Genomic DNA, 25,227 nt, shown 5'->3' on the forward strand with positions numbered 1-25,227 from the left:
GGTGCCGTCCGTTCGGTGTCGGGTCAGTCTCGGGTCCGCAGGGCGATCGCCGCGAGGCAGCGCCGCTCGATCTCGTCCAGCGCCCCGGGGGTGGCGGCGTCGACCACGAACATCGCGGCCCGGTCGCCGGACTGCCGGACCGGCGCGAGGTGGGTGCCGGCCGGTTTGAGGGCCACGACGCAGCGCAGTGCGGACGGGTCGCCCGGGGCGGCGCAGTCGGCGACCTGGGCGCGGACCTCGGCCGGGTCGAACCACTGCGGTTCGGTGGCGAGGGCGGGCCGGACCACGAGGTCGGTGAGGACGCCGGGCTCGTGCGGGAGGTAGACCTGGCGGGCGTAGCGCTGCGGCCGGGCCGGGTGGGGGCGTTCACCGAGGGCTACGGCGACCACGGCGTCCTCCAGCGGCGCCAGGGTGGCGAGCCAGTGCAGGGCCATGATGCTGTCGCCGGGCGGCCGGGCGGCGATCTCGATCAGGGCGATCCGTCCGTCGGAGCCGATCCGGTACTCGGCGTGGGCCATGCCGGTGTCGAAGGCGAGCCGGTCCAGCACGGCTCGGTGCACGGCGTACAGCCGCTCGAGGGTGGGCTCGTCCAGGTCGGGGGCGGGGGTGGTGTGTCCCATTTCGACGAAGTAGTCGCTGGTGACCTCGGTGGTGCGCTTCCCGGTGGTGCCGAGGTAGTGGACCTCGCCGTGCAGGCTGAGCGACTCGACGGAGTACTCGGGGCCCTCGGCCCGCCGTTCGAACAGCAGTGTCTCCTCGGGTCCGTACGCGGTGAGGCTGTCCAGCAGCGCCCGGCGGTCGGCGACCAGGCGCACCCCGGAGCTGGCGAGCCGGCCGACCGGTTTGACGACCAGCGGGAAGCCGTCCCAGGCGGCGACGGCCTCGGCGCGGCCCGCGGCGGGGACCAGGGCGGAGTCCGGACTCCAGTCGGCGAGGTAGCGGCGCTGGAGGTGTTTGTTGCGGCAGACCCGGGCGGCCCGCAGGCCGGGCGAGCGCACGCCGAGCAGGTCGGCGACGACGGCGGCGCCCTCCACGTACTCCTCGCGCAGGCAGCACAGGCCGCGGATGTCGTAGGCCTGGGCCCAGGCGGCGGCCCGGTCGGCGAGGGCGGCGTGGTCGTCGGGCTCGATCAGGTCGGCGTCGGCGACCCGGTCGAGCGGGTGGCCCGGTGTGTCGCGGCCGGCCAGCAGGGTGTCGGCGTGCGGGGTGGGTGCGTCCAGGACGAGCAGGTCGAGGCCGCGGGCGCGGGCGGCGTCCAGCCAGCGCTGGTTCCAGGCCACGGTGAGTCCGCCGAGCAGCAGCAGGGCGGGGCGTCGGTTCTCCATGGTCGCGTTACCTTCCGGTGCCGGCCGGTGCGAGTTCGGGCTCGCTCTCCGGGGGGCGGGACTCGACCCGCCGCACGATGGTGCTCGTGGTCATGACGATGCCGAGGGCCAGGACACCGAGGCCGCAGCACAGGTAGATCAGCCGGAGCGTCAAGGTGGAGACGAAGGCCGCGAGGACGATGTACACACCCATCCGGCAGATCCCGACGGTGGTGATCAGCAGGGCCATCACCCGGCCCTGGATGTCGACCGGGACCTGTTCCTGGACCCGCGTGCGGAAGATGTAGAACGCCTGGAAGTTGATGCCGGCCAGGGCGTAGAAGACCATCGGCTGGGCGAGTCCGTCGGCCTGCCAGAGCAGGATCAGGGTCAGACCCATGCCGATCAGGCCGTAGCAGGCGAGCCGGTCGCGGTTGAAGCGAGCGGTCAGCAGCGGTAGGACGAGCCCGCCGAGGATGGCGCCGACGGCGAACATCGCGTCGATGAATCCGAGGCCGCTGGCTCCGACCTGCAGCACGCTCTCGGCGTACGGAGCGACCAGGGTGTTCATCATGTACAGCACGGCGAACAGCACCAGCAGCATGGTGTACGAGGGCAGGGTCGCCGGGTGGGTGCGCAGGTAGGTGAAGCCGGCGGCGGCCCGGCGGACCGTCTCGCGCCAGCCGTCGCCGCCCTCCTTGGTGATGACCCGGGTGCTCCTGACGCCGGACACGAACAGCGCGGACACGGTGAAGGACACCAGGTTGATGGCGAGTACCCAGGTGACCGAGGAGGCGGCGATCAGGAAGCCGCCGGCGGCGGTGCCGATGACGTTGCCGATCTGGACGGCGACGCCGGTGGTGGCGTTGGCGGCCAGCAGCTTCCGGACCGGGACGATCTCGCGCACCATGGTGGTGCCGGTGGGTACGGCGGTGGACTCGGTGAGGCCGAGGACGAAGACCATCACGAACACGTGCCAGGTCCTCAGGTGGCCGGTGGCCTGGAGGGTGACGGTGGCGGCCAGGGTGAGGACGGAGACCAGGTCGGCGCAGACGAACACCCAGCGGCGCTCGAACCTGTCGATCGCCACGCCGATCAGCGGGCCGAAGAAGACGCCGGGGATGGCTGCGGTGAGCAGCACCAGGGCGACCGCCCGGGGGCTGTCGGTCATCTGGAGCACCAGCAGGCAGTTGGCGATGAACTGCATGCCGTTGCCGACGTTGGTGACCAGCATGGCGGCGGCGATCCGCCGGTAGCCGGGCGGGCGCAGGGGGTCGAGCCGCTCCAGGACCAGGGCGCGCAGGGACTGCGCGCGGGATTCAGCCACGGGGGTCGACCTCCACGGTCAGGGCGGCGTCGACGCGGGCCTGCAGGGCGTCGAGTTCGGCGGGGGTCGGGGCGTCGATGACGTACATCGCCGAGCGGTCGGAGGAGGCGCGGATGGCGGACAGTTCATCGCCGCGGGATCGGCCGGCGACGATCATGTGGATGGCGCCGGGTTCGCCGTCGAGCGGTTTGACGGCGGGCCACATCCAGTGGTCGGCGAGCCAGCTGACCTCGGTGTCCAGGCCGGGGGCGGTGACGTCGCGCAGTACGCCGGGGGTGTGCTCGGGGTAGACCTGGCGGACGTAGCGGCGCGGTTCGGGGTAGCGGGTGGGCTCGCCGAGGGCGACGGTGAGCATCGCCTCCTCCAGCGGAGCGCCGGTGGCCAGGTGATAGAGGGTGAGGATGTTGTCGCCGCCGGCCCGGGCGGCGATCTCCATCAGTCGGACGGTGCCGTCGGGGGCGATCCGGTACTCGGCGTGCGCGATGCCGTCGCGGAAGTCGAGCCGGCGCAGGACGGCGGCGTTGACGGCGAGCAGGGCGGCGCGGGTGGCGTCGTCCAGGTCGGGGTCGGGGACGGTGTGGCCGAGTTCCACGAACCAGCGGGCGGCGTCGTCCCCGCCCTCGTTGGTGCGCTTTCCGGTGACGGCGGCGAAGACCGTCTCGCCGTGCTGGACGAGGGACTCGACGGAGACCTCGTGTCCGTGGGCGAGTTCCTCGACCAGCAGGGGTTCGGCACCGTCGCGGTCGGCGAGGACGGCGGTGAGCGCGGCCGGGTCGTCGACCCGTTCGACCCCTGAACTGGCCTGCCCGTCGAGGGGTTTGACGACGGCGGGGTAGTGCGTCCAGGCGGCGGCGCGTTCGGTGCGGGCGGTGGGCGGGAGCAGGACCGCGCGGGGGCTCCAGTCGGCGAGGTAGCGGCGTTGGAGCAGCTTGTTGCGGCAGACCCGGCCGGCCCGCAGGCCCGGTGCGGGCAGACCGAGCAGGTCGGCGACGACGGCGGTCGCCTCGACGTAGTCCTCGCCGAACGGGACGACGGCCCGGACGGTGTGTCCGGCGGCCTGCCAGTCGAGGATCTGCTGGACGATCTCCTCGTGCCGCTCGCCCGGGAGCCAGGCCAGTTCGGCGAGGCCGGCCAGCGGGTGGTCGCTCCGCTCGCGGCGGGCCCGGTCGAAGCGGCGGGCCCGGGGGGTGTCGGCGTCGATGCCGAGTACGGTCAGGCCGCGGCGCAGCGCGGCCGGCACCAGTTCGGGGTAGCGGCCGCCCAGCATCGCGCCGAGCAGGACCACCGCACCGGGCTCGGTCGGTGTTGTCGTCATGAGTGTGCCGTCCGTCTCATCGTGTCGGTGATCGCCCCGGCCAGCCGTTCGAGGGTTTCGGCGACGGTGACCAGCAGGTCGTCGGCGCCGGGGGCGGCCAGCACCTGGACGCCGAGCGGGGAGTCCTGCTCGCTGAGGGCGAGCGGGATCGCCAGCACCGGCAGCCGGGCGTAGTTGGCGATCAGGGTGAGTTCGCCGCCGCCGGGGGCGGCGCCGTCGAGGGTGCTCGCGGCGGGCGGGCCGGCCAGGTCGGGGAGGCCGGCCTCCAGTGGCAGGACCAGCAGGTCGAGCTGCTCGGTGAGCAGCGCCGTGAGCAGCTTCTCGGCCCGGTCCTGGCCGTCCTTCAGGGCGGTGTGGCGGGTCTCGTCGGTGGCGGCGCCGCGCCGGATGGCCGTCAGGGTGTCCGGTCCGACGGTGACCCCGGGGGCGTCCAGGACGGGGGCATAGCTGTCGTGGGCCTCACGGGCGAGCAGTTCGGCGGCGGGGGCGCGCAGCTCCCAGATGTCGTCCAGCGGGGCGGTGACGCCCCGGTGGCCGTGGTCGGCGAGGACCCGGTGGACGGCGTCCAGCAGGGCGCGGACCTGCGGGTGCAGGGGTTCGCCGGGGGGTGCGGCGGCGGCGTACCGCAGCTGTCCGGGTGCGGTGGCGGGCGCGGCGCCGAAGCAGTCGGCGAGGGCGTGGCGGCGCCAGAGCCAGCCGAGGTCGGCGGCGGTCCGCGTGACCAGGCCGACCGATTCCATGCTCGGGGAGACGGCGTGCACGCCGGCCAGCAGGTCGGGGTGCGGGGTGACGCGCAGGGCGGTGACCCCGCAGTAGACCGCGGGCCAGCGCAGCGAGCCGCCGGAGTCGCTGCCCACCGAGACGTCGCAGTAGCCGGCCGCGACGGCGACCGCGGACCCGCAGGAGGAGCCGGCGGTGGACACGTGCGGGTAGCGGGGGTTGCGGCTCGGTTTGGTGGTGCCGAGGGCGCACTCGGTGGTGGTGACCTTGCCGACGCAGGCCAGGCCGCGGGCGGCCAGGCGGGCGGCGACCTCGGCGGAGTCGGCGGGGTAGTCGCGGTAGCCGCTGCGGATGCCGAGCCGGGTGGGGCGGCCGGCCACGTGGATGGTGTCCTTGTAGCTGACCGAGGTGCGCTCGGGAACGGACGCGTCGGCGGTGTCCGCGGGCCGCCAGTCGGTGAAGGCGCGGATCAGCGGGTCGGTGCGGCGGATGTGGTCGAGCAGGGTGGCACGGTACGCGGCGGGGTCGAGTTCGCCGGCATCCAGCCGGCGCCGGCGTTCGGCGAGCGGCAGCAACAGCGCGGGCGGGATCGTTGTCCGACGGTCCTGGGCGGGCATCAGCGGGCCGCCGCCCAGAGCAGGTCCGGGGTCTTGCCGGTGCGCGGGTTGGCGCTCAGGGCGTCGGCGCGGCTGATCCGGAACTCCTCGTCGTCGCCGCGCAGCGCGAAGCCGAGGTCGATCTGCGAGGCGAGCAGGTGGGCGCGGACGCTCTCGTCGGTGACGGCGGTGTCGGCGACGACCCTGACCTCCATCTGCTCGGCGATCCCGGCGGCGCCGGTGAGGACGATCTGGGCGGCGTGCACGCCCGGCAGCTCCTTGGCGATCTGTACCAGCTGCTGCGGGCTGACCAGGGTGCCGGCGAACTTGACCAGGGAGCTTTCCCGGCCGGCGATCCGCAGGGTGTCGCCGGGGCGCCCGCAGCGGCAGGCGACGGGTTCCGCGCGGTCGCCGATCCGGTAGCGGATGACGGGGGCGACCGCGCCCGGGTGCAGGGTGGTCACCAGGACGGCCCCGTCGACCAGTTCGACGTGCTGGTAGGGCAGCAGGTGGAAGGTGTCGGTCGGGCAGTCGGGCCCGTTGTGACCGATCACCCAGGTCTCGGTGGAGCCGTAGTTGCCCCACAGGCCGAAGCCCGGGGCGACGCGGTCGCGCAGTTCGGGCAGGTGCGGGTCGCAGGGCTCGCCGAACCAGATGCCGGCCCGCACGGTGGAGGCGAAGCGGTGGCCGGTCCGCTCGCAGTACCGCAGGATCCGCAGCAGCTGTGAGGGTGTTCCGGCGACGGCCGTGGTGCCGTGCCGGGCGAGGAAGTCCAGCCACTGGCCGAGCTCCTCGTCCGCGATGTAGCCGAGGCCTATCACGTCGGCGCCGGCCAGTTCGGCGAGCCGGTTGTAGCAGTAGTGCGCGGACCAGAGCCGGCCGGGGCTGGCGAGGTTGGCGAGGACGTCGCTCGGGCCGAGCGGCTGCCAGTGCCGGGTGAGCTCACCGAGGTGCATCTCGGTGGGGATCCAGGCGAGCTTGGGTTCGGCGGTGCTTCCGCCGCTGGTGAACAGGTAGGCGGAGGCGGGGCGGGGGCGCTCGCCGGCGGCCTGTTCGGCGGCGGCGGTGACGTCCTCTCGGGTCATCTCGGGCAGCGCGGTGACGTCGAAGTCGCCGGTCAGGTCGAGCGCGCGGTACTTGTCGGCGAAGTGCGGGAACCTGGTGGCCGCGCGGGCCAGGGTGCGCAGGGCGGCGTCGGGGTCGTTCATCGGACCTCCCGGGTGGGTGGGGCGGGCGCGGGGAGCGGGTGCAGCGCGCGGGGCTGTTCGGCGGCGGGCAGCGCGCGGACGGCCGCGGCGAGGTCGGCCAGCAGCCGGGGGTCGTCGGTGGCGGCGTGCACCGAGAACCACTCGCCGCGCAGCGGGTCCGGTTCGGCCCGGCAGCTGACGGCGACGCCGGGGACCGCCTCGGCGAGCCGGTCGGCGAGCCGGTCGAGGTCGACCCGGACACCGTTGACCTTGACCAGCCGGCCTGCCCGGCCGTGCCAGCGGAAGGTCCGCTCGTCGAGTTCGGTGACCAGGTCGCCGGTGGCGGTGGCGGCCGGGGCGGGCTCGCCGGGGCGGCGGGCCAGCCGGGGGCTCGCGACCCGCAGCGGCCGGACGCCGTCCGGACGCGGCGGCTCGGGCGCGAACCGGGTGTCCTCGGCGAGCGTCCACTCCCCCGCGCCGCCGGTGCGGCTCGCGATCAGTCCGGTCTCGGTGGAGCCGAACAGTTCGACCAGCCTGGCCCGTTCGCCGAGCGCGGCGACCAGCTCCCGGGCGCCGGCCGGCAGCACGGCGCTGCTGTGCACCAGCACGATCCGCTCGGCGCCGGCCAGTTCCGGCAGGCACCGGGCGAGGACGGCGAACGCGGCGGGCACCGCCGCGACCAGCGGGCGGCGCCAGCGGGCCACGGTCCGGGCCAGTGGCGCGGTCAGCCCGGCCTGCAGGCAGGGCACCTCCAGCATCCGGGGGACGACCAGGCTCATCAGGTGCCCGTACAGGTGCCGGGGCGGCGCGTAGGAGAGCACCCCGTCGACGCCGTCGTCGGCACAGAGTCCGATCAGCAGGCGCGCCTCGGCGTGGAGCTGGGCCGGCTCCCGCAGCCACTGCTGCGGCGGTCCGGTCGAGCCGGAGGTGGCGAAGGCGATCGGGGCGGTCTGCTCGCGGAACGTCACGACAGCAGGCCGAGGACGGCCGCGTCGCGCCGCTTGCGGTCGACCAGGGCGGCGATGGCGGCGACGCTGAAGAAGGTGGAGCGAAGGTCGTCGACGACCAGGTCGACCGAGACGCCGAACTCCTTCTCGACCAGGCCGACGGCGTCCAGCACGCCGAGGCTGTCGTAGCGCTCGGGGACGATCTCGGCGAGCGAGACCTCGTCGTCGGCGGCCGCCAGCGGGTGGCCCAGCAGCGCGGCGAGCGCCTCCCGAAGGCTGTCGCGCAGGGGGACGGCGTCGGTGGCCGGGGTGGCGTTCACAGGGTCTCCTCGGAGGGCTCGGCCCAGGCGGTGCCCGGGGTGAAGTGGTCGGCCGGATCGGTCGGTTCGAACGAGACGAAGATCCGGTCGACGGGGATGCGGGTGCCGAGCGCGGCCCGGACCGCGAGGGCGTAGCGTCGGCGGAAGGCGGCGTCGCGCTCGTGCGACACCACGCAGGTGACGATGGCGAAGAGGTTGGTGGCGAGGTCGTCGCCGGGGGCGCCGCCGAGCGGGAACGGACCGCTGAACACCCGGTGGCCGGGCAGGTCGGCGAAGCGGGTCAGCACGTGGTTGAGGTCGGCGCCCTCCTGGCGCCACCAGAAACTCAGCCGCTTGGCGACCTCCCGCTCGAACAGCGGATCGGACAGCGGGGTCTCGACCTTGGTGGTCGGCACGGGGAACTCCTCCTCGGGGTCAGAGATTCAGCCGCAGCAGGCGCGAGGGCGCGGCGTCGCTGGCGGCAAGCGCGGCGAGCTGCTCACCGAGGCACCCCGCCAGCAGGCCGGCCGGCTGCCGGCTCAGCGGGCTCCAGGCGAAGCCCGAGCCGACCCGCACCTTCGCCAGGAACCGGCGCAGCCCGTCCAGGTCGACCGGCAGGCCCAGCGTCCGCTGGGTGAGTACGGCCTGATAGGTCGACAGCAGATCGGGCAGGCCGCGGGGGCTCGGGCCGAAGCCGCCGAGCGGTCCGGACCGCTGGGCCAGGCCGGCGCCGAGTTCCCGGGCGGGGCCGCCCTCGCCCAGCAGGTCGAGGACCCGGGCGGCCTGGGCGGTGGCGGCCAGGGCGGGTTCGGCGCCGGGTACCGGGCCGTAGCCGTCCTGGTGGCGGCAGTTCGCCAGGAAGCGCAGGACCGCGGGGACGTCGGTCCAGTCGGCGGGGTCGAGTCCGGCGGCGGCCAGCGCCTCGACGGCGCTCACCGTGGAGACGAGGTCGGAGCCGCGGCCGAGCCAGTACCCGAAGCCGCCGTCGGTGTTCTGCAGGCCGCGTATCCAACGGCCGAGCCGTCCGGTGTCCAGGCTCTCCCCGACGGCGGCCAGCGCCTCCACCGCCCAGAGCGTGCAGCGCACCTCGGCGCCCCGGCCCGGCATGTACATCACGCCGTCCTCGTACGGCAGGTGGGCACCGCGCAGCCAGCGCACCGTGCTCTCGGGGGAGGCCGGGCCGGCAGCGGGCCGCAGTGCGGCGAGGATGGTGACGGCCGCGGTGGCCAGGCTGTCGCCGGCCCGGCCGGGCTCGGTGTAGGTGAACCCGGACTCGGGCAGCTGACAGCCGCGGACCTGGTCGGCGATGGTCGCCCGGTCGGCCGGGCCGATCGGGTCGCCGAGCGTCTGGAGGGCGCCGACCACGCTGAACGCGGACCACACGTCGGCCCGCCCGTACCCGGCCCAGCGTTCGTAGCCGCCGCCGGGCAGCCGCCGGTCGGCCAGCCAGCGGCGCAGCGCGTCCGGCTCCCGGGGGCCGGTGCCGAGCGCGTCCAGGGCCCGGACCGCGCGGAACGCCGCCCAGGCGCACGGGTGCGAGGTCGGCGAGAACCGGAAGCCGCCGGTGGTGTCCTGCTGGTCCCGGAGCCAGCCGGAGAGCGCCTGCGCATGCCAGGGCACCGGTGCGGCCCCGGCGGCCGCCCGCCAGGCGAGCGCGCCGTAGTAGCCGGCCCGGACGTCCGGGGTGCGGCTGCCGGGGCTCCAGCCGAGTCCGCCGTCGGCGTGCTGGGCGGCGGCGAGCCAGCCGCCGAGCGCCTCGACCTCGGGCACCGGACGCCCGAGCACCTCGCGCTGCACCCGCGTCGCGTAGTAGACGGCCCAGATGTCGGCGCCCTGGCCGGGCGTCATGGCGAAGCCGCCGTCGGCGGTTCGGGTGTCGGCCAGCCAGCCGGCCAGCCGGTCGGGGTCGGGCACCGGGTGGCCGAGGTCGCCGAGGGCCTGGGCGCAGTAGTAGGTCGCCCAGACGTCCGAGGGCAGGCCGCGCTGCCAGGCGAAGCCGCCGTCGGCGTTCTGCCGGGAGCGCAGGAAGGCGATGACGTCCTCGGGCCGGGCGGGCTTCTTGCCGAGCCAGTGCAGGGTACGCACGGCGGCATAGCTGCACCACAGGTCGGCCTCGCCCTGCCGGGCGCCCCCGTCGGCGAGCAGCGTCGTCGGGCTCATCTGGCCCATCGGGCTCATCGGGCGACCATCACGTTGGTGCGCTTCCAGTTCTTCTGGCTGCCGCCCGCCTTGGTGACGGCGGGCAGCTGGCTGACCACCAACACGTCGTCCCAGTGGATGCCGGTGCCGGCGAAGCGCTCGCGGGCGTCCGCGGCCAGTAGGTCGTCGCTCTCCTCGACGTCCACGTCCCGCTCCAGGACGAGCCGGACGGCCGGCTCCTGCACCTGGATCAGGTACCCGGTGACCCGGTGGTCCTGGTAGACGATCGAGCCGATCAGGCGCTCGTCGACGACCGTGCCGCCGATCTCCACCCGGTCGGACCGGCGGCCGTGGATGTGCACGGTCGGCAGCGCCAGGCCGCACGGGCAGGGCTCGGCCGCGATGTCGGCGACGTCGCCGGTGGCGAGCCGCAGCAGCGGGCGGGCGAAGTTGTTCAGCGGGGTGTCGACCAGTTCGCCGGTGGCGCCGGGCTCGGCGGGCACCAGCTTGTCACCGTCCCTCAGTTCGAGGATGTGCCCGTGCGGGAGCAGGTGCAGCCGGTCGCGTTCGCAGGTCGCGGCGATGGTGCCGGTCTCGGTGCTGCCGTAGGAGGCGTCGAACACGTCGGCCTGCCAGTCGGCGGCCAGCTTGGCGCGCTGGGCCGGCAGCGAGACCTCGCCGAGCAGCATCACGGTCCGTACCCGGGCCCGGGCGTCGGCCAGCGCGCCGCGGCTCTTGAGCACCCGGGTCCACTGGGTGAGCACACCGGGGGCGGCGAAGACCACTTCCGGGCGGTAGCCGGCGAACAGCCGCTCCAGCCGGTCGAAGTCGCACATCCCGGTGGTGAACGGGTAGCAGCGCAGCGCGGCATGCCCGAGGTACTCGCAGACCCCGGCGACGAAGTCGGCGACGGGGACGATGTCCGAGGGCAGCAGCACCGCGACCCGGCGCGGGTCGGCGCCCAGCGCCCGGCGCCACAGCGGTGCGACGCCGACCACGTTGTGGATCACGTCCTCGGCGAGCCGGGGGGTGGGGGTCGGGATGCCGGAGGAGCCGGAGCTCTCGTAGTACTTGACGACCCGTTCGAGGCCGGGCCGCTCGAAGTCGGTCGGGCCGGCCTTCAGCCGGTCCTTGGCGGTCGGCTCGACCGCGTCCAGGTCCCGGGCGGCGACCCCGGGCGCGTCCCGGTAGTAGGGAGCCTCGGCGGCCCGGTCCCAGAGCAGGGCCAGCTTCTCCCGCTGCACCTCGCGGACCAACTCCGGCGCGAACCCCGCGGCCTCCAGGGCCTCGAGGCGGCCGTGCGCCTCGGCGAAGGCCGCACCGGCGGCGGGGTCGTTGAACAGCATCATCGGCTGCGCTCCAATACCGACAGGGCCGGGGCGAACTGGCGGCGCCAGTGCTCCCGGCCGGACTCCGGGAGGCTGTGCATCGGGTCGTGGTACTCGTGGAGCCGCTCCAGCGCCTGCGGGTCGTCCGTGTCCAGCAGGGTCAGGAAGTGCTTGCCCCAGTACGAGATCCCGAGTTCGCGGTCGTAGCGCGCGACCTGGTGCACCCACCGCTTGCCGGCGTACGGCACGTCGCACACCAGCCGGGGCGTGGCGAAGCCCGGCAGGTAGCCCATGATGGCGTCCTGGAGCCGCTGCGCCTCGGCGAGCGAGGTCCGCCAGTGCTCGCTGTTGGGGATGATGTCGCAGAGGTAGAAGTAGTACGGGGTGATGCCGCCGCCGTCGAGGAGCGCGAAGCACAGGTCGAGCAGGGCGTGCGTGCTGTCGTTGACGCCGCGCAGCAGGACGCCCTGGTTGCGGACGTCGCGCACGCCGGCCTCCAGCATCGCCCGGGCCGCCTCCTGGACCGAGGCGGTCACCTGCTGGGCGGCGTTGGCGTGGGTGTGCACGGCGATGCTGACGCCCCGGCTGAAGGCGAGCGCGGCGACCCGGGCCATCCCTGCCCGGACCTCGTCGGCCAGCCAGTGCTGCGGCAGGCCGACCAGTGCCTTGGTGGCGATCCGAATGTCGCGGATGTTCTCGATGTCGAGCAGCCGCAGCAGGAAGGCCTCCAGCCGGGGCCAGGGCAGGTTGGCGGTGTCGCCGCCGGAGACCACCACGTCGCGCACCGCGGGGGTGGCTCGCAGGTACTCGACGATCCGGTCGAGACGGTCACCGGGCTTGAGCGCGAAGCGGTACTTGGGCGTGGCGGGCGTGGCCGGGCCGACCAGGTCCATCCGGGTGCAGTGCCCGCAGTACTGGGGGCAGGTGGCGACCACCTCGGCCAGCACCTTGGTCGGGTAGCGGTGGGTCAGGCCTTCGGCCACCCACATGTCGGCCTCGTGCAGCGAGTCCCGGCTGGCCACCGGGTGGCTGGGCCAGTCGGGGTCACGGTCCGAGGCGGCCGGCAGCATGTACCGGCGCACCGGGTCCGCGTACAGGGCGTCGGCGGTGGGAGGGCCCTGCGGGCTCATGGTGTTGATCACGTGGGGGGGCAGCAGCAGCGACATGGTCGCGAACTGCTCCTGGTCGCGGGCGACGTCCTCGAAGAACGTCTCCCCCGCGACCGCCCCGAGCACCTCCCGCAGCTGCCGCACGTTCTTCACGCAGTGCGCTCGCTGCCACTGCGGGTCGCGCCACTCTTCGGCGGTGACCCGGCTCCATGGCGGGAACCGCCGCCAGTCCGGCTCGATCAGCTCTCTGCGCCGGTACTCGTAGAGCACGGTGGATGTCCCGGCAGGGGTCGTCGTCGTCACGGCGCCCAGCCTCAAGCGTTCGAACATCCGTCCTGCATCGCCGCCGCATCCGCGGTGCATCCCCGCTGCATTCCTGCTGCATTCCCGGTGCATTCCTGCCGCATCGACGCCGGAAGGCCCGAGGTGGGGCGGCTACGGCCGGCGCGACATCGGCGTACGCGGCGAGGCGCATCCGGGGCCGGCCCGGCCGGCCGCCGCGCTGTCCGCCGCCGTGCCGGGCGTACGGTCCGTGCCGCCGGTCGGGGCGCCTTCGGGTGCGGACCTCAGGACAGCGCGAGGTCCGGGACCGCGGCCGGCTCCGGGGTGGGCGCCCCGTCCGCCCGGGGGTGGGGCCGCAGCAGGGCGAAGGCGGAGTCCAGGCAGGCCCCGGTGCGGGCCGGATCCGGGTCGACCTTGCGCATGATCTGAAGCCCCTGGACCAGCGTCACCAGCAGGTGCGCGGCCTCGGCCGGGCTGACCGTGGGCGACAGCTCACCGCTCGACCTGGCCCGGTCGAGTTGGGCGGCGAACGTCTGCTCGGCCCTGCGCAGGCTGCGCTGTGCCAGCTCGGCGACCTCGCGGTCGTTCGGCAGGAGCTCGGCGATGCTGTTGACGCTGAAGCATCCCGAGCCGCTGCAGAACGAGTCGGTCTGCAGCAGCCGCTCGAACAGTTGCCGCAGCTGCGCAAGCGCGGGGCCGCGGTCGTCGAAGGACGAGGCGAGGAGGTCGTCCTGGCGGCCGAGGTAGCGGCCGAGGGCCAGGAGGAACAGGCGGTGCTTGTCACCGAACGCCGCGTAGATCGAACCGCGGCCCAGCCCCAGGTCCTCCACCAGGTCGTTCATGGTGGTGGCCTCGTAGCCCTTGCGCCAGAACAGGAGCATCGCCCGGTCCAGGATCGCCTCTTCGTCGAACGTGCGCGGTCGTCCCATGGAGCCAACGCTACCCAACGCGGGCGCCGGAGGCAGCAAGTATTTGACCTTACGTTCCACAATTGCTAAGTTCTGGAACGTAAGGTCAAATACTCCCACCGTCCGGACCCGTCAGGAGCAGTCGTGAAGGTCGAGATCTACTCGGATGTCGTGTGCCCGTGGTGCTACATAGGCAAGCGCCGCTTCGAGAAGGCCCTGGCGGCGTTCCCCGGAGCGGCGGACGTCGAGGTGACCTTCCGCCCGTTCCAGCTCAACCCCGCCGCCTCCGAGGTCGGCGAGCCGTCCGCGCAGGTCTACGAGCGGAAGTTCGGCCGCCCGGCGCAGAGCATCTTCGGCCCGCTGACCGAGGCAGCGGCAGCCGAGGGCATCACCTTCCGGATGGACGCCGCGGTGGCCACCAACACCTTCGAGGCGCACCGGCTGATCTGGTTCGCCGCACGACACGGCCGGCAGAGCGCCGTGAAGGAAGGCCTGCTGGCGCACTACTTCACCGACGGCGGCCACCTCGGCGACCGCACAGCCCTCACGGACATCGGCGTGGCGGCCGGCCTGGACCGGGCCGAGGTCGCCGCCTTCCTCACCTCGCCGGACGGCGTCGACGAGGTCCGCGCCGAGCTCGCCGAGGCCGCACGGCTGGGCATCACCTCGGTTCCCACCTTCGTCTTCGACGGCGAGGTCGCCGTCCAGGGGGCCCAGAGCCCGGAGCTGCTCCTCGAAGTCATGACGAAGATCGCCGCAGGCACCGCGCCGGCGCCCGCCGACGCATAGCGGTTCCCGCACACCCACCCCGCACACCCGCCCCGCCCACCCGCCAACCGACACACGCAAGGAACGCACCATGAAGGCAGTAACCATCCGCACCTACGGCCCCATCGCCGACGTCGTGACGCTCAGCGACGTCCCCGCACCCACGGTCGGCCCCCACGACGTACTGATCGAGGCCCGGGCCGCCGGGGTCAACCCGATCGACCACCTGATCGTCAAGGGCTTTATGCAGCCCGAGGGGCTCGCACACACCCGCGTCCTCGGCAACGAGGTCGCCGGCGTGGTGGCCGCGACCGGCGACGCGGTCACCGGCTTCGCGGTGGGCGACGAGGTCTTCGCCCGGGTCGACCCGCAGGTGGGCGCAGCATTCGCCGAGCTCGTGGCGGTGGACGAATCCCTGGTCGCGGCAAAGCCCGCCACGCTCTCCTTCGCGGAAGCCGCCTCGCTGCCGCTCGTCGCGCTCACGGCCTGGCAGGCCCTGACCGAACAGAGCCGGCTGGTGGCCGGGCAGCGGGTACTCATCCATGGCGGCGCGGGCGGCGTGGGCGCCGCAGCCATCCAGATCGCCAAGCACCTCGGCGCCGAGGTCGTCACCACCGTCAGCACCGACAGCACCGAGTCGGCCCGGGCGCTGGGCGCCGACCAGGTGGTCGACTACCGCAACGAGAAGTTCGACGAGGTCGTCGCGCCCGTCGACGTGGTCCTCGACACCGTGGGCGGGGAGACCCAGGACCGGTCCTTCCCGCTGCTCAAGCCGGGCGGCACCCTGGTGTCGATCGTCTTCATCCCCGACGCCGAGGCCAAGAAGGCCACATGGGGCGTGCAGGCGAACGCCTTCCTCATGCGCCCGGACGGCGCCCAACTCACCCGGATCGCCGAGCTGGTGGCATCCGGCGAGCTGCGGCCCGTCGTCCAGACGGTCCTCCCGCTGGACCGTGCCGCCGACGCCCTGACCCAGGTGGAGCGCGGCCGCGCCCGGGGGCGGACGGTCCTCAGCATCCCGTCCTGATCCTCCGCGACGGCCGCGGGCGTCTGCGGCCCGACTGCGTTCCGAACCGTCGGCGCGACGGGCGTGTCTCGGCGGTGGATCCGTCGGCTCGCCGCGTGCTCATCCCCGGCGGGGGTGGCCCCACGCGCCCTCAGCTCTCACCGGTCGGGCCCTCCAGCACCTGCGCGGTCTCGCTCCGTGTCGCGTTGCGGGGAAGGCGCGACACCGGTTCCGCGGCCGCCACCCGCGCCGCGCTCACCCCGCCGGAGGCCCGGCCGGTCGCCTCCGACCCAGCTGCAGCACGCTGTCGGGCAGCTGTCGCCCGGTGGTGCCGGGCCGGGTGGACGGCCGGGCCGTGGGCAGGAGTTCGAGACGCTCGCAGCGCCAGCCGGCGGCCTCGAAGGGGCCGAGGTCGGTGAGGCCGTGCATCGGCAGGCTCGTCCCGGCGGCGAGGGCAGCGGCGGTGAGGGTCCGGGCGGAGCCGGTGGACAGGACGTCGCAGATCCACACCCCACCGGCGCCGGCCGCTCCGGCCGCTTCGGCGGCGAGAGCGCGGACCTCGCTCACGGTCAGGTAGGTGAGCAGGCCCTCGGCCAGAAGGAGGGTCCGGCGGCCCTCCGTGCGAGGCCGCAGGAGCCCGCGGAGGGCGGTGAGGTCGCGAAGGTCGCAGCGCAGCCGTTCCACCGGGACGGGCGCGGCCACGGCAGGCAGCAGGCGGTCCTTCAGGTCGAGAACGGCGGCGCAGTCGACCTCGACCACCCGGCAGGGGCCGGGCCAGTCGAGGCGGTGGGTGCGGGCGTCGAACCCGGCGCCGAGGTTGACGCAGACGTCCCAAGGCCCGGCCGCGAGCAGGTCGGCGAGCAGGCGGTCGACCGCGAGGGTGCGGGCGGCCACGACGGGCGTCCCGGCGGTGTGCCGGGTGATGCGGCGGACGGAGTCCGGGCAGAGGCGGGCGAAGCGGTCGGCGTACGGGTCGTGCAGTCCGCTGCCCGGCTCGGCGGTCGCGCCGGCCCGGGCGAGTGCGGTGAGGAAGGCGGTGGCGGGGACCTGCTCGGCGAGCGGCGGGTGGGCGGCCGGCACCGCTACTCCCACCGGAACAGTCGGACGGCGGCGGCCGTGCCCACGACGACCACGGCGGCGAGGACGCCGAGGTCGAGGGCGGTGTCGGCGGCGCCGTCCAGCCAGGCGCGCTGGAGCAGTTCGACCGCGTAGGTGGCGGGCAGCACGTCGCTGACGGTCTTCATGGCGGGCGGGAAGATCTGCAGCGGGACGGTCGCCCCGGAGAGGAAGATCATCGGGAAGTAGACCAGGTTGGCGATGGCGACCGCCGCCCGCTCGGACCGTGCGACCGCGGCCACCACGCCCCCCAGCGCGTACATCGCGAGGGCGGCGAGGAGCAGGGCCCCGACCGTGGCGGCCGCCGCCGCACCGGAGCCCGGCAGGTGGAGGTCGAAGAACAGGTATCCGGCGGCGACCAGCAGCAGGGCGCCGATCAGGCTCAGCACGATGTTGACCAGCCCCTGCGCGACCAGGAAGGCGGACGCGTCGACCGGCGTCGCGCGGAAGCGCTTGAGGACCTTGCGGTCGCGGTACTCGGCGAGGCCCAGCGGAAAGCTCATCAGCCCGGTGACGGCGACCACCAGGACCAGGTAGGCGGGCACCGACATGTCCACCGTCCCGCGGCCGTCGAACTTCTCGGACGGCTCGTTGCCGTAGATCCCGCCGAACATGCAGAGCATCAGTACCGGGAAGGCGAGGGCGAAGAAGACCGGGGCGAAGTTCCGCATCATCCGCCGCCACTCGAACCGGACGACCGGCCACAGCGTCGCCATCTCAGACCTCCGGGGTCTCGTTGGTGTCGCCGACCAGCCGCAGATAGGCGTCCTCGAAGGTCGGGGTGCGGCGACCGACCGCCGACGGGGGGAGGCCGGCGTCCGCCAGCAGGCGCACGATGCGGTCGTAGTCGGCGGGGAAGCTCCCGGCGAACTCCGGCCGGCCCGACGCGCCGGGCAACCGGGTCAGGCCGAGACCGCCGAGCCGCTCCTCGATGCCCGCGGTCCGCTCGGGGTCGCCGTCCAGGGCCGTTTCGAGGTCGACGGTGAAGGTGGACGGCCCCGCGTGCGCCGCGGTCAGCCGCGCCGGTGCGTCGAGCGCGACCAGTTCCCCGCCCCGCAGCACCCCCACCCGGCCGCAGAGCGCCTCGACCTCGTCCATCGCGTGCGAGGTGAGCAGCACCGCGACGCCGCGGGCGGCCAGGTCGAGCACCGAGCGCCAGGTCTCCCGGCGCTGGTGCGGGTCGAGGCCGGTGGTGAGCTCGTCGAGGACGACCAGGCGGACGTCGCCGATCTGGGCGAGGGCCAGGGCGAGGCGCTGGCGCATGCCGCCGGACAGGTCGGCGATCTGGCTACGGCGGCGGTCCGCGAGGCCGAAGGCTTCCAGCAGCGCGGCCGAGGAGCCGGGCGCCCGGTAGATCGCCTCGTACAGGTCGCACAGCTCGCCGACCCGGGCCCGGCTGGGGAACTGCGACTCCTGGAGCTGCATGCCGACCAGGCGGGTGACGGTGGCGCGGTCTCGGCGGGGGTCGTGGCCGCAGACGGCGACCATGCCGCCGCGGACCGGCCGCAGGCCGCCGACCGCCTCGACGATCGAGGTCTTGCCCGCGCCGTTCGGTCCGACCAGCCCGAACACCTCCCCGGGAGAAATCCGGAACGAGACGTCGCGGACGGCGGTGAAGGTGCCGTACGCGACGGTCAGCCGGTCGACGCGCACCACCGCCTCGGACTCCGACTCCACCGACGCCGGATCGGCGGACGGCTGGTTGGTGGTCACAGGCTGAGCCTCCCGGGGGTCGTGCGCGCTCCGGGGGCGGAGGCGGCGCTGAGGTTGGTGTAGAAGCCGGCGAACGACATGTGCAGCACCAGGGCGGGCAGCACGCCGCCGGTGGCCACGGTGAGAAGTCCGCCGACCACGCCGAGGGTGAGGCTGGAGGTGCCCAGCACGTACGCCTGCACCCGGGTGGAGACCAGGGCGACCTGCCCGGCCGCGAACAGGCAGGTGCTGACGGCCAGGGCGAGGAGCGGGCCGCTGCCCAGCGCCGCGAGCCCCATCAGGACCGCACCACGGAAGAGCACCTCCTCGAACAGTGCCGCGGCCGCCGGGACGACCCACCGGTAGTGCCGTGGCAGGGCGAGGATCGAGGCGATCCACCGGATGCGCGCGATCTCACCCGGGACGTCCACCCGCGGGTCGGCCCGGTAGAGCAGCGACACGCACAGGATGTTGGCGCTGGAGGTGCCGAACACCGCCAGCAGCAGGGCGAGCAGCATGCCGGGCGCGGGGACGCCGAACAACTGGTGGAGGGTGAGTGGCGTGGCCGTCAGGAGCACCGCCAGCGCCAGCGCGCCCAGCACCAGGTAGACCGCCGTGCCGAACACCGCGAAGGCCGCCTCCGGACGCAGACCGGTCCGGTCGGCCAGCCACAGCGCCGTCCGCCGACGCCGCGCCGGGTCGTTGAACGGCAACCGGTACAGCGCGAGCCACCCGGCGACGACGGCCGTGGCGAGCGCGGCGAAGGCGGACACGCTCATCCGACCGCCTCCCGGCCGCCGGTCGCGCGTTCGCCGCGCTCCTGGCGGACCGCCAGCGCGAGGACCGTCGCGTTCTGCGCCAGGTGCGCCACCAGCGGCACCGCCAGGCTGCCCGACCCCACCAGGAGCAGCCCGAAGACCGTCCCGGACAGCGTCTTCTGCACCACGGCGAGCCCGCCGAAGAACAGGTGCCCCGCCGCGTACGCCACGGCGGCCACCGCGACCGCGGCACCGACCGGCAGCCGCAGACGCTCGTGCAGGACACCGATCCACAGGCCGCGGTACAGCAGTTCCTCCGCGACGGCGGTGGAGAGGATCGAGGCCGCGTAGCCGCCGCCCACCGGGCCGCCGAGGTGCACCGCGAGCCGCGGCAGGCCCGTGCCGTCCAGCAGCCCTGGCACCGCGCCGACCGCGAACTCCGCACCGACCAGCACCACGCCGACCAGCACCGCCGGCACCAGCCAGGGTGCACCGGCCCGCCATCCGGTGAGCGCGGCCGGGGTGAAGCCCCCGTCCGCCGCGACGGCGACGGCGAGCGCGGTCACCGCCAGGTACGCGGCGGGGGCGCCGAGCGTCCCCCACCGTGCGGCCCGTCCCCGGTCCGCGCCCGCGGCCGCGCCCGCCGCCGGACCGAACGCCGTTGCGACCCGGATCAGTTCGGCGGGCGCGACGGTGGACGCCAGCACCAGCAGCTCAAGGGAGCGGGTGTGGGACCACATGGGTCACGCCCCCATGGCTGCGCATCCGGGGGTGGCCCTTCGGCGGGAACCCGGGCAGACACATGCTCAGCAGCTCCGGGATGACCGCCCGGACCACCCGCCAGGGGGTGTCGGCCAGCTCCGGCGGGGTGAAGTCCAGGTAGCCGGCGAACTCGCTGACGCCGGCGATGTCCGCCAGCAGCCGGCGGATCGCCGCCGTGTCGTCGTCCGCGTAGCCGGGCAGCCCGGCGAAGCCGACCCGCCCCTCGACCCGGCTCTCCACCGCGGCAAGCTTGCGCCCGGCCTCGCCGGGGGCGGCGAACCACAACACGTTGGTGTCCAGGTCGGTGTACGCCGAACTCGTCTGCGCGAAGTGCACGTTGGGCAGGTCGAAGACCGTGCTGAACATGCCGATGCCGAGGATCGCGGTCGCCTCGGCCGCTCCCCGCAGCAGGGCCCGCCGCGGGTCCGGGTCGGCCTGGAGCCCGAACGCGATGTACGGCAGCTTCCCGTCCCGGCGCACCAGGGTGACCCCGACGTTGGGCAGCGGCAGCTCGGGCCGGGACAGCAGGGTCGCCCGGACCTCGTACGGGCCGTCCGCCGTGAGGGCGGCCGCCGCGAGGAGCTCACGGCCGTCCGCGTCCAGATCGATCAGCGGCGCCTTGGCCTCGGTGTACCAGTTGAGGATGAAGGCGTCGATCTGCACCGCCTCCACCAGCGCCCCCAACAGCGCCTTGTCGAGCGAGACGTGGGCCGCCGTCCCGGTCGAGAAGGACGGGGTGAACATCCTGTCGGCCGCGTCCCGGTCGCTGCGGAAACCGAGGAAGACCAACTGCGCCGGCAGGTAGACCTCCTCCCCGGGCCTGGTGAGCGACGGGCAGGCGATCCACGCGATCACGTCGTCCTCGGTCGGCGGCTCCGGCGAGTACCGGTGCATCATCCGGGCCAGCTGTCGCTGCTGCTCGGCGTCGAAGATGCCCAGCAGTTCCAGCGGCAGGCAGCGGTGCCGCGACGACAGCGCGCGGTACGAGGCGTACTCGATCCGGTCCGCGAACAGCGGCATCGCCATGATCGCCGCGTAGCGCTCCACCGCCTCGCCGGTGAGCCGGGTCACCGCCTCCTCGTTGGTCGAGCCGTAGCCGGCCAGGTGGTACTGCATCTGCATGTGCGGGTCGTCGAGCGCGAGCCGGTGGTACTGCGGCATCGCCGCCGTCGCCGAGCGCAGGTACGGTTCGCCCTCGACCGCGGCGACCGACACCAGCATGCCGGGCAGGATGCCGCCCTGGTTCCCGCCGATCCGCCGGTACCGGGCGAGCGCGTCGGCCATCCCGGGGTGGCCCAGGAGCGGGATGCCGCTCATCGGCCCCCTCCGAGCGCGTCGCGCACGTGCCGGTCGACGACGACCCGGCTGGAGAAGTTGATCTCCCGCACGATGTCCCGGGCGACGTGGCCGCAGGCCGGGCAGGTCCCGATCCGCAGCACGTCCTGCGCCTGCATCTCGTACGTCGGCAGGTAGATGCTCAGCGCCCGGCCCAGGAAGCGCGAGGTGCCGAGCGAGCGCAGCAGCACCGCCTCGTTGACCAGGTGGGCGCAGAGCAGCGACTCCACTCCGTTGGCCCGCCCGGTGCCGCCGGACGCCGCCGCCCCGACGAAGGCGTGGTAGCCGATGTGGTCCTCCAGCCGGGCGAGCGAGCGCTGTTCGAAGCACTCCAGACAGCCCGTGCGCGGGCTGTCCGCACCGACGACGGTGGCGAAGGGGCCGTCGACCAGACCGACCACCACCGGCTTCTCCAGGTGGCAGGCGAGCCGGTTGAGGTTGCGCAGCGCCAGGATCGAGGCCTGCCCGAGGTGGACGACCAGCGAGTCGCAGTGCGCCACTGCGGCGCTCAGGCGCTTCAGCGCGTCGGCCGCCGCCAGGCCGCCCATTCCGGAGGTCAGGTCGGCGCCGCGCAGCCCGTCCAGGAAGTCGGCCGGCAGCAGCTCCAGCGGCAGGCCGAGGCGCTGGGCCTGCTCGCTGACGTAGGCGGCGGCGCTGGGCGAGTCGGCCGCGAAGGCGACCGTCGCCTCGACGGACTCGCCCGCTCCGTACAGGTCCAGGTTGCCGAGCAGGGCCCGGGCCATGTCCCCGCCGCGCTCGGACGGGCGGTCGTGGGCGAGGAACCCGGCCTGCCGCAGTTCGTTGACCGCCAGCTGCAGGTTGGCCCGCTCGACGGGGGTCAGGTCGGCGGCGTCCGCGAACGTCCCGTCGGCCGGCTTGCCCGCCGCCAGGCTCTCGAACAGGGCGGTCATCGCGGCCCGGACCGCGGGCGACTCGGCCCGCAGGTCGACGTTCACCTCGGAGAAGTTCCAGATCCCCCAGCGCAGCCGGACGACGCCCGGCTCGACGGCGAGAAGACGGACCGACGTCGCGAGGACCACTCCCGGATCGGAGGGTACAGGTGTCATGGCTCAGGCCTCTCCGTGTCCGAGGAGCGTCAGGTGGACGACATGGCGCGACGTGCCGTCGCAGCCGAGGGTCTTCTCCAGCGTCTGCTTGTCGTACCCGCCCTGGTCGCAACCGATCATGCCGAGCGAGGTCCGGGCCAGGTGCACGTTCTGCGAGATCCCGCCGACCTCGATCAACGCGAACACCAGCCCGCTGTCCCCGTACTTCTGCGAGTTGACGTACAGGTCGTAGACGTACACCAGGGCGAAGGCGACCTTGTCGAGCTCCACGTCCGCCGTCCACAGCTGCCGGCTCAACTCGACCGGCCGCACGGTCTGGTACGGGAACAGGGTGTGGCTGTGCGGCTGGTACTCGTAGGCGCCGGGCGCCATGCCCCTCACGTGCTGGGCGAGCACCGCCAGCCGGACGGGGTAGAGCCCGCCTCCGGAGGGCGCGTTGCGCAGCGCCACCGCGGCATCGCCGTCCTGGGCGGTCGGCACCGGCAGACTCCCCGATACCCCCTGCGCGTGCCACAGGACGGTGGCCAGTTCCTCGACCGACGCCGGCTTGCCCGAGAACTGGCGGCCGCTGCGCCGGGCGGCGACCGTCGCCGTCAGGCCACTGCGCAGCCGCCGGTGGGCGGGCAGGGCGATCGCCCCGTCCAGCCGCTCCTGGAGGTCGCTGTGGGCACTGGAGAGTACGGCGTCGTGGCCGTAGAACCTGGACACCCCCAGCTGCATCCCGAGATCCCGCCCGCTGCGGCGGTGGTTGAGCAGCAGGTCCTCACCCACGAAGCCGTCCACGGCCGGATTCCACCGGCCGCGCACCACCGACTCGGGCGCCCGCACCACCGTCGTCGCGCTGTACATCGACACGGAGGTGTGCTGCTGGCCGAACGCCGCCACCGTCGCCACGTGGCTGTTGCGGCTCAGGTGGTCGGACACGGCTTCCTGCGAGTCCTTCAGTGACATCTCGGCCTTTCGCTCGACGGAGTGGCGCGACGGCGCCTTGCACGAAGACGGCTCGCGCGACGGCGGCTCGCGCGATGAGGGCTTGCGTCACGGGGGTCGCGTCATGAGGGCTCGCGCATCGGGCGGGATCGGAGGACCCCGCCCGACCTGGTCGACTACCAGCTGCAGCACGAGCTGCAGCAGCAGTTCCCGCCGCCGCAGGTGGTGCTCGCTCCCGGAGCCACCTGGACGAACGCACCACCGGTCGCGGTGCTGCCGACCTGGCTGGAGAAGCTCAACATTATTCCTTCACCTCCAATCGAGGGCACGAAGGAGATGGATCCGGCTCGTCAGCCGCCTCGGAGCGTAGCAGCGGTCACAGCGGTTACGGAACGGCTCGCGTGGACCCAATTACCGTTCGGTAATCACTATTTGACCTTGCATCAGACGCCGCGCCCGCAGCGACTTCCGGAGGCGGGTTCCGGGGTTCCGTACGGATTCGCGCCGCCGGGTGGGTCGTCGGGGGTCGAACTGGCGGCAGCTGACGGCCGAGTCCGCCGAGTGGTGGTGGCGGCTCGCCCACGTCGACGAGGGCGCCGCGGCCGAGCAGAGGCGGTCGTGGCACTGGCCGAGGCACGCCGGCAGCACATCGTCCGCTGGTTCGACGGCTGCCCACCGACGGTGCACCGCCGGATCGCCGACGACCACGTCGAGGACGCCCGGGCCGTCGCTCTGGTCGTCCCACGGCGAACAGCGGACCGGGCTCGACCGGTTCCTCCCGGACGCGGTCCCTGCCAACGCGGCGTGGCTCGAGTGCCAGGAGGGGGGAGCAAGGACCGGTGAAGCTCCGGGCGGCGGGCTCGTGTGCCGCATCCGTCCCGGCACCCCACCGCCCGCGCCTCCGGCCAGGCCGCTCACCGCAACGGCCCGCACCGGCACGTGCTCGGCGGCCCATCTCCTGTGAGCACCGCACATGGCGCGTTGCCGTGTCCATACTGACGGCCAGCCAGTCCGGCTGTGCAGAGGGCGAGTTCGCCACGTCCGGAGTGGACTTGGGGCGGGAACTTCATTACGGTCTGTCGTCAAACCTGTTTTCCGGATCATCACCTCGACGGGTGGGTCCAGCTGGACGAAGGAGCTAGACCCGTGGCCACTCACCGCCGTCCCAAGCAGCCGAGCCGTGCACGGGTCTACGTGTTCACCGGAGCCGCCGCCACCGCGGTCGCCCTGACGGCCCAGGTGAGCGCACACGCCGCGCCCGCCCAGCCGAGCAAGGACGAGGTGAAGGCCCAGGTCGACAAGCTCCTCGAGGAGCAGGAGCAGGCGGCCGAGAAGTACAACGGCGCCAAGGAACGGGCCGACCAACTGCACAAGCAGGCCGAGCAGCTGCAGGACCAGGTCGCCCGCGGCCAGGCCCAGCTGACCGAGCTGGCCACCGGCCTGGCCGCGGTCGCCGCCGACGAGTACCGCCAGGGCGGCGTCGATCCGTCGATGCAGCTGATGCTCTCCACCGACCCGGACAGGTACCTGGCCGAGGCGTCCCGCTTCGAGCAGGCCGCCAACACCCAGGCCGACACCCTGAAGTCGCTCAAGGACCAGCAGCGCCGGCTGGACCAGCAGAAACAGGAGGCCGCCTCGGTCCTCGCCGAGCTGGACCGCTCCACCCAGACGCTGAACGACGCCAAGACCGACGTGCAGCACAAGCTCCAGGAATCGCAGAAACTGCTCGGCCAGCTCAGCGTCGCGGACCGGAACGCGATCCTGCGCGGCACCGACGACACCGCCTCGCGCAGCTCCGGCCGCATCGACCCGTCCACCCTCCCCGCGGCCGGCGGCAGCGCCGCAACCGCCGTGAAGACCGCCCTCGACCAGCAGGGCGACCCGTACAAGTGGGCCGCCAGCGGCCCGGACACCTTCGACTGTTCCGGCCTCATGGTCTTCGCGTACGCGAAGGCCGGCGTCTCGCTGCCGCGCACCTCGCAGGAGCAGGCCACCGTCGGCACCAACGTCGGGACGGACATCGCCAACGCCCAGCCCGGCGACCTGGTCATCTACCACAACGACCGGCGTCACGTCGGCATGTACATCGGCAACGGCCTGGTGGTCCACGCGCCGCGCGCCGGTGACGTGGTGAAGACGATGAAGGCCGACGCCATGCCGATCTCCACCATCCGCCGGGTGTGAGCCGAGCGCCGGGACGGCGAGGCCGGGCTGCCCGGTGCAAGGGCCGACGTCGCCGGAGTACGGTGCCGACGAGCGTGTCGCTCGGACCGCCGCCCAGGCGACCTGGGGAACCGGTTTCCCCGAGGACCGTCGGGGCTTCCTGACGGTG

The 25,227-nt window shown here is 73.7% G+C and carries 23 protein-coding genes; 3 read left to right on the forward strand and 20 right to left on the reverse strand.

Annotated elements, in window-relative coordinates:
* Positions 1–23: 23 nt before the first annotated feature.
* From OG871_RS01605 to OG871_RS01660, 12 genes are all read right to left on the reverse strand, one after another.
* Positions 24–1,325, reverse strand: a complete 1,302-nt coding sequence (locus tag OG871_RS01605) for an acetyl-CoA carboxylase biotin carboxylase subunit family protein (RefSeq protein WP_371493713.1) — start codon at positions 1,323–1,325, stop codon at positions 24–26.
* 7 nt (positions 1,326–1,332) lie between these two features.
* Positions 1,333–2,631 carry an MFS transporter gene (locus OG871_RS01610; RefSeq protein ID WP_371493714.1) on the reverse strand — a complete coding sequence of 433 codons (1,299 nt, stop codon included), beginning with the start codon at positions 2,629–2,631 and terminating at the stop codon, positions 1,333–1,335.
* Positions 2,624–3,946, reverse strand: coding sequence for an acetyl-CoA carboxylase biotin carboxylase subunit family protein (locus OG871_RS01615; RefSeq protein WP_371493716.1), 1,323 nt, complete (start codon positions 3,944–3,946; stop codon positions 2,624–2,626). The genes OG871_RS01610 and OG871_RS01615 overlap by 8 nt, the downstream gene beginning before the upstream one ends.
* Entirely contained in the window at positions 3,943–5,283 is a 1,341-nt protein-coding gene (locus OG871_RS01620) for an amidase family protein (RefSeq protein WP_371493717.1), read from the reverse strand. The genes OG871_RS01615 and OG871_RS01620 overlap by 4 nt, the downstream gene beginning before the upstream one ends.
* Positions 5,283–6,470: a phenylacetate--CoA ligase family protein gene (locus OG871_RS01625; protein WP_371493718.1), complete on the reverse strand. Its 1,188-nt coding sequence runs from the start codon at positions 6,468–6,470 to the stop codon at positions 5,283–5,285. The genes OG871_RS01620 and OG871_RS01625 overlap by 1 nt, the downstream gene beginning before the upstream one ends.
* Entirely contained in the window at positions 6,467–7,417 is a 951-nt protein-coding gene (locus OG871_RS01630) for an AMP-binding protein (RefSeq protein ID WP_371493719.1), read from the reverse strand. The genes OG871_RS01625 and OG871_RS01630 overlap by 4 nt, the downstream gene beginning before the upstream one ends.
* Entirely contained in the window at positions 7,414–7,716 is a 303-nt protein-coding gene (locus tag OG871_RS01635; protein ID WP_371493720.1) for a hypothetical protein, read from the reverse strand. The genes OG871_RS01630 and OG871_RS01635 overlap by 4 nt, the downstream gene beginning before the upstream one ends.
* Positions 7,713–8,111: a hypothetical protein gene (locus tag OG871_RS01640; RefSeq protein ID WP_371493721.1), complete on the reverse strand. Its 399-nt coding sequence runs from the start codon at positions 8,109–8,111 to the stop codon at positions 7,713–7,715. The genes OG871_RS01635 and OG871_RS01640 overlap by 4 nt, the downstream gene beginning before the upstream one ends.
* A 19-nt stretch (positions 8,112–8,130) precedes the next feature.
* Entirely contained in the window at positions 8,131–9,873 is a 1,743-nt protein-coding gene (locus OG871_RS01645) for a prenyltransferase/squalene oxidase repeat-containing protein (RefSeq protein ID WP_371493723.1), read from the reverse strand.
* Positions 9,870–11,183, reverse strand: a complete 1,314-nt coding sequence (locus OG871_RS01650; protein ID WP_371493724.1) for a phenylacetate--CoA ligase family protein — start codon at positions 11,181–11,183, stop codon at positions 9,870–9,872. Before OG871_RS01650 ends, OG871_RS01645 begins: the two co-directional genes overlap by 4 nt.
* Complete coding sequence (locus OG871_RS01655; RefSeq protein ID WP_371493725.1) at positions 11,180–12,574, reverse strand: KamA family radical SAM protein; 1,395 nt, start codon at positions 12,572–12,574, stop codon at positions 11,180–11,182. Before OG871_RS01655 ends, OG871_RS01650 begins: the two co-directional genes overlap by 4 nt.
* Before the next feature lie 263 nt (positions 12,575–12,837).
* Positions 12,838–13,482, reverse strand: coding sequence for a TetR/AcrR family transcriptional regulator (locus tag OG871_RS01660; RefSeq protein WP_371493727.1), 645 nt, complete (start codon positions 13,480–13,482; stop codon positions 12,838–12,840).
* Between the two features lie 123 nt (positions 13,483–13,605).
* Here OG871_RS01660 and OG871_RS01665 point away from each other — a divergent pair, with 123 nt between their 5' ends.
* Together OG871_RS01665 and OG871_RS01670 are read left to right on the forward strand one after the other, a co-directional pair.
* Entirely contained in the window at positions 13,606–14,250 is a 645-nt protein-coding gene (locus OG871_RS01665; RefSeq protein WP_371493728.1) for a DsbA family oxidoreductase, read from the forward strand.
* 70 nt (positions 14,251–14,320) lie between these two features.
* Entirely contained in the window at positions 14,321–15,256 is a 936-nt protein-coding gene (locus tag OG871_RS01670; protein ID WP_371493729.1) for an NADP-dependent oxidoreductase, read from the forward strand.
* A gap of 234 nt (positions 15,257–15,490) precedes the next feature.
* On the opposite strand, the gene OG871_RS01675 is transcribed toward OG871_RS01670, so the two are convergent.
* From OG871_RS01675 to OG871_RS01710, 8 genes are read right to left on the reverse strand one after another with little or no spacing between them, the layout of a single operon-like run.
* Positions 15,491–16,327 carry a class I SAM-dependent methyltransferase gene (locus OG871_RS01675; protein ID WP_371493730.1) on the reverse strand — a complete coding sequence of 279 codons (837 nt, stop codon included), beginning with the start codon at positions 16,325–16,327 and terminating at the stop codon, positions 15,491–15,493.
* Positions 16,318–17,067, reverse strand: coding sequence for an ABC transporter permease (locus tag OG871_RS01680; protein ID WP_371493731.1), 750 nt, complete (start codon positions 17,065–17,067; stop codon positions 16,318–16,320). The genes OG871_RS01675 and OG871_RS01680 overlap by 10 nt, the downstream gene beginning before the upstream one ends.
* 1 nt (position 17,068) lies before the next feature.
* Positions 17,069–18,064, reverse strand: coding sequence for an ATP-binding cassette domain-containing protein (locus tag OG871_RS01685; RefSeq protein ID WP_371493732.1), 996 nt, complete (start codon positions 18,062–18,064; stop codon positions 17,069–17,071).
* Positions 18,061–18,822, reverse strand: a complete 762-nt coding sequence (locus OG871_RS01690) for a type II CAAX prenyl endopeptidase Rce1 family protein (protein WP_371493733.1) — start codon at positions 18,820–18,822, stop codon at positions 18,061–18,063. The genes OG871_RS01685 and OG871_RS01690 overlap by 4 nt, the downstream gene beginning before the upstream one ends.
* Positions 18,819–19,541, reverse strand: coding sequence for a type II CAAX prenyl endopeptidase Rce1 family protein (locus tag OG871_RS01695; protein WP_371493734.1), 723 nt, complete (start codon positions 19,539–19,541; stop codon positions 18,819–18,821). Before OG871_RS01695 ends, OG871_RS01690 begins: the two co-directional genes overlap by 4 nt.
* Positions 19,516–20,880: a YcaO-like family protein gene (locus OG871_RS01700; protein WP_371493736.1), complete on the reverse strand. Its 1,365-nt coding sequence runs from the start codon at positions 20,878–20,880 to the stop codon at positions 19,516–19,518. Before OG871_RS01700 ends, OG871_RS01695 begins: the two co-directional genes overlap by 26 nt.
* Positions 20,877–21,965, reverse strand: a complete 1,089-nt coding sequence (locus tag OG871_RS01705; protein WP_371493737.1) for a hypothetical protein — start codon at positions 21,963–21,965, stop codon at positions 20,877–20,879. Before OG871_RS01705 ends, OG871_RS01700 begins: the two co-directional genes overlap by 4 nt.
* Positions 21,966–21,968: 3 nt before the next feature.
* A complete protein-coding gene (locus tag OG871_RS01710; RefSeq protein ID WP_371493738.1) occupies positions 21,969–22,889 on the reverse strand; it encodes a SagB/ThcOx family dehydrogenase in 921 nt (306 codons plus the stop codon).
* A gap of 1,152 nt (positions 22,890–24,041) precedes the next feature.
* Here OG871_RS01710 and OG871_RS01715 point away from each other — a divergent pair.
* Positions 24,042–25,079, forward strand: a complete 1,038-nt coding sequence (locus OG871_RS01715; RefSeq protein WP_371493739.1) for an NlpC/P60 family protein — start codon at positions 24,042–24,044, stop codon at positions 25,077–25,079.
* Positions 25,080–25,227: the final 148 nt, after the last annotated feature.

It is taken from the genome of Kitasatospora sp. NBC_00374 (genome assembly GCF_041434935.1).
Lineage (GTDB): Bacteria > Actinomycetota > Actinomycetes > Streptomycetales > Streptomycetaceae > Kitasatospora.

Coding starts and splice junctions, on each gene's coding strand:
- OG871_RS01680 (WP_371493731.1), bottom strand. CDS start 17,067: ATGGCGACGCTGTGGCCGGTCGTCCGGTTCGAGTGGCGGCGGATGATG.
- OG871_RS01705 (WP_371493737.1), bottom strand. CDS start 21,965: ATGACACCTGTACCCTCCGATCCGGGAGTGGTCCTCGCGACGTCGGTC.
- OG871_RS01615 (WP_371493716.1), bottom strand. CDS start 3,946: ATGACGACAACACCGACCGAGCCCGGTGCGGTGGTCCTGCTCGGCGCG.
- OG871_RS01690 (WP_371493733.1), bottom strand. CDS start 18,822: ATGAGCGTGTCCGCCTTCGCCGCGCTCGCCACGGCCGTCGTCGCCGGG.
- OG871_RS01650 (WP_371493724.1), bottom strand. CDS start 11,183: ATGATGCTGTTCAACGACCCCGCCGCCGGTGCGGCCTTCGCCGAGGCG.
- OG871_RS01695 (WP_371493734.1), bottom strand. CDS start 19,541: ATGTGGTCCCACACCCGCTCCCTTGAGCTGCTGGTGCTGGCGTCCACC.
- OG871_RS01620 (WP_371493717.1), bottom strand. CDS start 5,283: ATGCCCGCCCAGGACCGTCGGACAACGATCCCGCCCGCGCTGTTGCTG.
- OG871_RS01645 (WP_371493723.1), bottom strand. CDS start 9,873: ATGAGCCCGATGGGCCAGATGAGCCCGACGACGCTGCTCGCCGACGGG.
- OG871_RS01605 (WP_371493713.1), bottom strand. CDS start 1,325: ATGGAGAACCGACGCCCCGCCCTGCTGCTGCTCGGCGGACTCACCGTG.
- OG871_RS01660 (WP_371493727.1), bottom strand. CDS start 13,482: ATGGGACGACCGCGCACGTTCGACGAAGAGGCGATCCTGGACCGGGCG.
- OG871_RS01700 (WP_371493736.1), bottom strand. CDS start 20,880: ATGAGCGGCATCCCGCTCCTGGGCCACCCCGGGATGGCCGACGCGCTC.
- OG871_RS01625 (WP_371493718.1), bottom strand. CDS start 6,470: ATGAACGACCCCGACGCCGCCCTGCGCACCCTGGCCCGCGCGGCCACC.
- OG871_RS01670 (WP_371493729.1), top strand. CDS start 14,321: ATGAAGGCAGTAACCATCCGCACCTACGGCCCCATCGCCGACGTCGTG.